This window comes from Nostoc sp. (assembly GCF_036919555.1).
In the GTDB taxonomy this organism is placed as follows: domain Bacteria; phylum Cyanobacteriota; class Cyanobacteriia; order Cyanobacteriales; family Nostocaceae; genus Nostoc.
In genome coordinates this window covers 102,255-109,896 of the sequence record NZ_JBALCS010000089.1, presented here as the reverse complement: position 1 = coordinate 109,896, position 7,642 = coordinate 102,255, and the positions used below count along the sequence as shown (strand labels likewise).

General features: G+C 46.2%; 6 protein-coding genes. 2 read left to right on the top strand and 4 right to left on the bottom strand.

Translation table 11 applies throughout. From position 1 onward, the window contains the following. Nucleotides 1–217: 217 nt before the first annotated feature. Nucleotides 218–409, top strand: coding sequence for a hypothetical protein (locus tag V7K36_RS24885; protein WP_335120261.1), 192 nt, complete (start codon nt 218–220; stop codon nt 407–409). A 34-nt stretch (nt 410–443) separates the two neighbouring features. On the opposite strand, the gene V7K36_RS24880 is transcribed toward V7K36_RS24885, so the two are convergent. Continuing rightward, on the bottom strand, nt 444–3,083 hold the full coding sequence (locus tag V7K36_RS24880) for a chloride channel protein (RefSeq protein ID WP_335120259.1): 2,640 nt from the start codon (nt 3,081–3,083) through the stop codon (nt 444–446). Between the two features lie 298 nt (nt 3,084–3,381). After that, a complete protein-coding gene (locus tag V7K36_RS24875; protein ID WP_335120257.1) occupies nt 3,382–4,695 on the bottom strand; it encodes a TldD/PmbA family protein in 1,314 nt (437 codons plus the stop codon). Between V7K36_RS24875 and V7K36_RS24870 the strand changes: the two genes are divergently transcribed. After that, nucleotides 4,694–4,861, top strand: a complete 168-nt coding sequence (locus V7K36_RS24870; RefSeq protein ID WP_335120255.1) for a hypothetical protein — start codon at nt 4,694–4,696, stop codon at nt 4,859–4,861. The genes V7K36_RS24875 and V7K36_RS24870 overlap by 2 nt on opposite strands. 121 nt (nt 4,862–4,982) lie before the next feature. On the opposite strand, the gene V7K36_RS24865 is transcribed toward V7K36_RS24870, so the two are convergent. Both V7K36_RS24865 and V7K36_RS24860 read right to left on the bottom strand, forming a co-directional pair. After that, entirely contained in the window at nt 4,983–5,843 is an 861-nt protein-coding gene (locus V7K36_RS24865) for a Tab2/Atab2 family RNA-binding protein (protein WP_335120253.1), read from the bottom strand. Nucleotides 5,844–6,242: 399 nt separating this feature from the next. Continuing rightward, nucleotides 6,243–7,631, bottom strand: a complete 1,389-nt coding sequence (locus tag V7K36_RS24860) for an ABC transporter ATP-binding protein (RefSeq protein ID WP_335120250.1) — start codon at nt 7,629–7,631, stop codon at nt 6,243–6,245. Between the last annotated feature and the right edge of the window lie 11 nt (nt 7,632–7,642).

The window sequence follows — 7,642 nt, the reverse complement described above, 5'->3', positions numbered from 1 at the left end:
CTTCAACAGCAAGATTTGATTCAAGGGTTAACGGGTTTTCACTGGTGGATTAAAATCGGAGCTTAATCGTAAGTGATTTACCGAACATGATATAAAGCCTGCCGATGCAGGCTTTGTTTTGGTTTTTCTATGACTCCAAATTATAAATATAACTGGTGAACGAAGATGAATTAAAATTTATTTCCCAGTTTCTTTGTATACATTTAATTGGTGAAGAATGGAAGATTCAGTGTTTGTTATATTTCTGGTCTTTGGGTGTATTTGGATTGTGATGGGAGTTGTAGGTTGGATTGCGTTTTTAAAATCTGAGGGTGAGGAAATTAAGTTTGGTAAGTGGGGACTTATAGTTGCTATTCCAATCCTAATACCAATAATTGCTTCTCTTATTATTGGTATATTTTATCGTTAGTAAAATCAATATTTATCTGACAATCCCTCTTTGTTCACTTGTTAATTGCACCCCTAACCAAAATCACTGTACTTTCTACACCAGAGGCGATCGCTTCTGGAATATTACCTTGAATCGCGTGCTGCAACAATCCCTCGCGTGAAGCTCCCAAAACTACAACATCGTAACCTTCGGTTTTCACTAGGTTAATCACACCTTCAGCGACTGAATTAGCTTGGACTGGGAGAGCAACTACAGTACTAGACAATTTCCGACGCCGCATCAAATGGCGGATGGCTTGTTCTGAAATTGTCATGTCTGGCTTTAATTCTGATGGCTTAAACACCTGTGCAAGGCGAATTTGGGGATCATTTCCTAATGTCAGTAAAGCTGGGAGCAATTTAATCGCTAGCCGCGAATTGGGGCCACCAGCCATTGGGACTAGCCAGCGATTGAAGGAGTTGTGAGTTGTGAGTGTTGATTGCCCAGTTGTGCCTAATTTTACTAATACTACTTCGCAGGTGGCTTGGCGAATTATGGTGTCTACAACGTCGCCAAAAATCCGATTAGGGGTAGATGTGCTACCTTTCCATCCCATTAAGATGAGGTCGATGTGTTGTTCGTTGATTGTCTCCAAAATTGCCTGAGCGACATCGTGGGTAACTCGAATCTGCGTGTGCAGAGGAATTTGCCATTTTTTTGCTAAGACTTCCGCCTGTCGTAGCAAGCGACGACTTTTTGCCGTTCTTACCTCTGTTTCCGATGGTGAACTGTGGCGGGGTATCAGCATCACTTGGACGCAATCTATTTCATAATGGCGATCGCGGGCAATAGCTGCTGCCATTTGTAATAAAATCCCGGCTGTTTCGGGATTAGCTACTGGCACTAATAATCTACCTCTGCCGATGCTGGGCGATCGCGTTTGGTAAACTATATATGAAGGATCTGGTCGCAGTCTTGGCGTGTCATTTTCACCATTGAGATGGTCTGCTTCCGCCCGAATAATATCTCCACGAGTAATAATTCCAATCAGTTTTCGTCCATCTAGCACTGGTAAGCGACTGATTTGGTAGCGATCCAGCAAATACAGCACATTGCTTAGGTTGTGGATGGGTGTTACGCTCACCGGAGCGGCTGTCATAATGTCTCGTAAGGGAGTATCGTTTGCTAAATTGCGATCGCGGATATTTAATAAATCTGATTGTGTCACAATCCCTACAAGCTTGCTGTTCTCTACCACAGGAAAGCCACGATGGTGGGAACGGGCGAATGCTTGGATGACTTCATCTAAAGGCATCTCTGTATCTAGAGTTTCTACTTGTTGCTGCATGACATCTCTGGCTGTCAAATTTGTCATTATCCCCCCCGCAGGTGGTGCCTTTTCGATAGTTATGCCATTGAACTTCAAAAGTTTGTCATATAGTGATCCTGGCGCTAACTTTTCGGCGACTAGATAGGAGGTTACAGAGCCAATCATTAAGGGCAGCACTAAGTTGAAATCTGTAGTCATTTCAAACACAATTACTATCCCCGTCATTGGCACTCTGGCCACCGCAGTAAAAAATGCGCCCATTCCTGCCAAGGCATAGGTCATTGGTAATCCAGTCGCTATCCCGAAAGGAAGAAGCAGACTGTGTTCTCCCATACCCACCAAGTAGCCAAGGGCAGCCCCAAGGGTCAAAGCGGGGGCAAATAATCCTCCGGGCACACCAGATCCATAGGCTACCAGGGTTAGGATAAACTGGGATAAAAAGGCGATCGCGGCCATTGACCAGCTAGCCTCACCTGTAATTAAAATTTCCCGCAGTCCCGTGTTGTCTCGAAACGCTAGTGGTAGGAATGCCACAATTACCCCAGAAACTAACCCAGCTAGTGCCACACGAGCAGGTAATCCAAAACGCAGAGAGCGGCGGTAAACAGTTAAGCTGGCAATAATCCCGCGATTGAACAGCGCTCCCATCAACCCAGCTACAATCCCCAACACCAAATAGAAAGGAATATCTTGAACAAAAAACTCTGTCTTGGAAGCAGTTAATGCTAGATTCAGATCCAGGCTGCGACCACCCAATAAGCGCGAGACGACAGCACCGATAAAAGAAGCCAGAATCGCAGTGCCGAGAGTAAATTCCGAGAAATCCTGTAATAGTTCTTCGACGACAAACAACACACCTGCAATCGGCGTATTGAAGGCAGCCGCTAACCCTGCTCCTGCACCAGCAGCAATCAACTGGCGACGGTGGTCTGGTGAAGTCGGAAACCACCGACTGAGTTGAGCTGCTAAAGCTGCGCTCACCTGAACTGTTGGACCTTCCCGCCCTAAAGATAGCCCAGAGCCTAGTGCCAGAATACCACCGACTAACTTGACTAGGGCAACCCGCAAATCTAGAGCAATTGGGATGCGGGCTAACACTGCTTTGACTTGAGGAATACCGCTCCCGGAAGTTTCTGGGGCTACGCGCTCAACCAGCCATCCGGCGAGAAATCCGAAGGCGAGTCCGATACCTGGTAGCACGAACCAAGCTGGTAGCAACAGCGATGTCTGCACTCGCCAGGCACCTAGCAATCCCACCCCCGATTTAAGTAAGACTGCTGCAAGTGCTGAAACCAAACCAATCAAACAAGCTTCAAAAATTGCTAACCGACGCCGTGGTTGTAGCTGTTGCCGAATGCGCTGGAAGATACGTATATACCACATGATGTCAAATTTCTTGTGTTATTCGGAAATTATTTACCGAAGAAGAATAAAGGCGCCAGTCGCCAGAATTCAGCATGGAGTCTGGACTGGATGGAGAATCAAGGTTTAAAGCCCCCGATTTGAATCGTGGAGAAGAAAAAATTTTTCCGTGACTGTTACCCCTGACTTGACTGTTTGGGGTATTCTGAATTCTGAATTCTGAATTCTGTCTTCTGACTCCTTCTCATTAAACTTTCAACGAATCAAAGGCAACATTTGCTACTTACAAAACCCGTTACTGGCGATGAATTTAGAATTTTTAATTGCTTCTCCCCGTGGTAGATAGCCCTTCGACTATCAGAGATGGAGTATAACAAGAACCATTCCAATCAGCGTCGTTGCCCAGTGTCACCAATTGCTTGAGGGCTGTATAGACATTACCTGCAACCATCGTATCCTTAACGCGCCCAATTACGTGACCATTTTGGACGCGGTAGCCTAAATCAACGTTGATTGAAAAATCTCCAGAAATACTGCCGTCACCCCCCAGCATTTGATCCACAATCAAGCCATCATCTAGTTGTTGAATCAAATCTGGTAGTGATGCCGAACCGGGCTGGATGAGAAAATTAAATAAACCAGGGGTGGGATAGCTGCCTAAACCAGGGCGAAAACCATTTCCAGTGGTGTCAGTACCGAGTTGGCGGACAGTGGTGCGATCGCCATAGAAATGCTGTAAAATACCGTTTTCGATAAATACTAAAGATTGAGACGGAGTGCCTTCATCATCGAAAGGACAACTGTAAGGACCCGCTTCCGGGTCTTGATAGATGGTAAGGCTGGGTGCAACTACTGCCTTACCCAGGCGTTCTGCCCAAGGCGAAGCTACTTCTAAAACTCGCTTGCCATTCAAAGCTGCTTGCACAGTACCCCAAAGCATATCGGCAGCTTTAGAAGTGAACAAAACCGGGACACGACCAGTAGGAGGTGAGACGTTTTCTCTGGCCCAAATTAACCTCTGTAAAATTTGATTAGCTAATCTCTCCGGGTCGAGTTCACCACGCTGAGTTTGTCCATCAGCAACATTCAAAAAATCATCACCACGTACCCATTCTGCTGATATGTAGCAACTGAGGGTAGTATCGGTGTAGTAACAATCTAAACCTTTGGTATTGACTAGTCTAGTGGTTTCAACATCACATTCCCAGTCACCATTGCAAACAACATCTGGATAGGCATCACGGATGAGTGCGATCGCTTCTTTGCCCCAATCTACTAAAACCTCTATCGGCACACTTTCCCCTAAATCTGAGTAGGAGGGCTGAAAGTTAGAGCCTAATTCTACTGTTTCTGGATGATTAAGTTGACTCAGTGCCAGAGCTTTTTCCACCATTACTTCGGCGAGCACAGAACCGTAAGCCACCATCAGTCCCGGTCGCCCGTTTCGCCAAAGCCGTAGTGCTGTACCTTCAGATTGGTTGGTTTCTAGCTGTTTGAGTCGGTTTGCCTCAAAAAACACTGGACGAGAAAGCGATCGCGACTGATACACCTCAGCAGCTTCAGCTCCAGATTTTATCGCTAGTTCCAGCAGCTGTTCGGCTAGTGTATCTTGTGACAAATTTTCAGAACCCATGACCCTTAGTGAATTGTGGATTTGGAACCGCATATCAACCCACGTTGAAGAAAGTGCGATCGCCAAAAGCCGACGATCAGACTTTCCGCTAATAAACGCAGATAACTATCCAAAAATCATCAGCGTCTCCTTGCAGTTGCGATTTGAAACCGCAGATCAACACTGATGGACGCAGTTAATTATCCCAAATCATTGTCATGTCTCAACGGATCTAGTCATTAGTCATTGGCCATTAGTCATTTGTCATTCTTCCCCCATGCCCAATGCCCAATGCCCCATGCCCATTTTTAAAGATTAACCTCTTGCAACAGCCAAAAACCAGCAAAAGATTCTGCTTTGGGATCAGACTGTACACCAATAAAATGTACTCCGTTAGCTTTTTGCTTGGCTTCTTCAAAACCTTTGGCTTCTGCTAAGATTTGAGGTTTTTTGATATTTGCCACAATCCAGCTTTCAGTTACACCAGTTTCTAAAAGCAATCTTGCCTCTTCGCTGGTGTCAAATCTTAAGAAAGCTAACTCCAAACCAGACATCCAGCCTGCCAAAGGCAACGCTCTCGGTGAGAAAATCAAAATACCAGGAATACGGGCTTCGGGTGAAACTTTCACCAACTCTAGGGGGAAAGCTTCACCAAAGCCAATTTCCCACTCTGGCATTTCTGCCAAATCCGCAGCATCTAAGGTAACAAATACCCACTGCTGTCCTTCTAAAGCATCTGGTAAACGTTGCGGCAAAGGTTTCTCCAAGCGGACTGAGGGATTAGTTCCCCCTTGATACCCTTCTTCTTGAGGATACACTTCTTCCATGCGCTGTTCTAACCATTGGTTGAGAACCAAAGTGCGGCGACTAGGCTGGGCAGGAATGCTCAAGTCTTGGCAAGCTTTAGTAATCATATTGTTCATTTGGCGGCGGAAAAAGCGGATTTTAATTGGTGCTTTTCCAGCCTGGTTAATAGCCTCCTGCAACGCTGTCCGCAACCAGCCAGAATTTACCTGGGTACTGGGACAATATTGAGCATAGCGAAACAAAGAATCTGCTTTTGTGCTGATATCCAAAGGACTTTCGCAGACTAAGACTTCCCAAATTTTTTTCTGATTAGCGTCCAAAATCGGACGCGAGTAAAAATCGATTTCCCAAATACTGCCCATGTTTTGCGGTAAAAATCTGGCTGTTATGTTTTCCTGATATTTTGATCATACGAGTGTTGGGGCAGCATTTGGCATTGGGAATTGGGCATTGGGATGAATGAGTCTTTGAGAATTAGTAGGTTGGGTTGAGCGACAGCCAAACCCAACGAAGTGTTGATAATGTTGGGTTTCGTTCCTCAACCCAACCTACGCCAGTGTTAGTTTTTAGCCTTAGCTGAACTGTATTGCATTGGACATTGGGATTATAGCTATTTTCAGGTAAATAGACCACGCAGTAGGGGCACAGCATTGCTGTGCCCCTACGACAGATGTGGTTTAAATACTTGAATTCTGCTGTAATGAGTCTCTGAGGTGGATGAATTAATCTTTGGGCTTAATACTTCAAGTTCTAACTCTCCCTCATCCCTCAATCGATTCAGATTCACGAGTTTGGGCTGCTGCTGGCTCTGGCAGGTACAGTCTATCTTCACTAGCATCATACTCAAACAGTTCGGCATAACGCCCCCAATCTACGGACGTGGCAAATTGCCGCTCGGCTTCTTCATGAGGATAGTATTCCTCAAGTAAATCGATAAAGAAATCCGCACGCATTGACCGATTCCGTTTTTCACGCAATGTCTGCACCATGCTAACTACGACTGGCACATTTGACAGCACCTGCTGCCGAAATAAGTCTTTACTGCGAAGAATGGTTGTGGTTGCGAAATCTTGCCCTATATCGGTCAGCTTGACATCTCCCTGTGCAACTTCCGCAAACCCCAGCATTACGGTTGCATCAAGCATCGGTAGCAAATCATCGACCGATAGTTGGATTCGTTCTGCTAGGCGAGGAATATCATCCTTACCTTCTGGTTGATCCACAATTAGCTCCAGTAGACCGCTAATACCACCGATTCTGACGTGGGGCAGGGGTTTTGCATAGGGCGATTGTTGGATTGTGCCAGGCGATCGCGATACTTGTACAGGTGATGTAGGTGCTGCAACAGCCCCAGTCACTTCTACTTCTGGGTTAGTCATCACCGTGTAGATATAGTCTATCAGAGATTTGAAGCGGATGCTGGTACGGTCATGAGGTCGTGGCATATCAATCACAACCTCACCGCGAATATGCCCCGGATTTGATCCCAAGATAATTACCCGATCTGCCAGAAACAGCGCTTCTTCAATGTTGTGAGTGACAATCAAAATGCTTTTGGAGGGAAAGGTGCCAGCATTCCATAAATCATCAATTTCACCCCGCAGGTTCTCAGCTGTCAACACATCTAGGGCGCTAAATGGCTCATCCATAAATAGTACTTGCGGCTCTAGCACAAATGCCCTGGCAAAGCCAACTCGCTGCCTCATCCCCCCAGACAACTCTTTAGGATAGGCACTCTCAAAACCATCTAAGCCCACCAAGTCAATGGCTTTAAGCGCTCGTTGTCGTCGCTGATCCCGCCCGACGCCCTGCGCGTCTAGCCCTAACTCGACGTTTTCCTGTACTGTCAGCCAGGGTAGCAGTGCAAAGCTTTGAAATACCATTGCTACACCAGGGTTAGCACCTTGCAGATGTTTCCCATTGCTGATCACCTTTCCTTCACTTGGGGGAATCAAGCCTGCCATAATCCGCAGTAAGGTACTTTTGCCACTGCCACTGCGCCCCAACAACGCTAATACTTCACCCGCAGCTACCATCAGGTTAATGTTGCGGAGAACGTTAAACTCACCTTTGCCCTCTGGGCGCGGAAAACTCTTATAGACCTGTTCGACAGCGATTAGTACATTATTAGTAACTTGCGTAGATGTCATGCTTGCTCCTC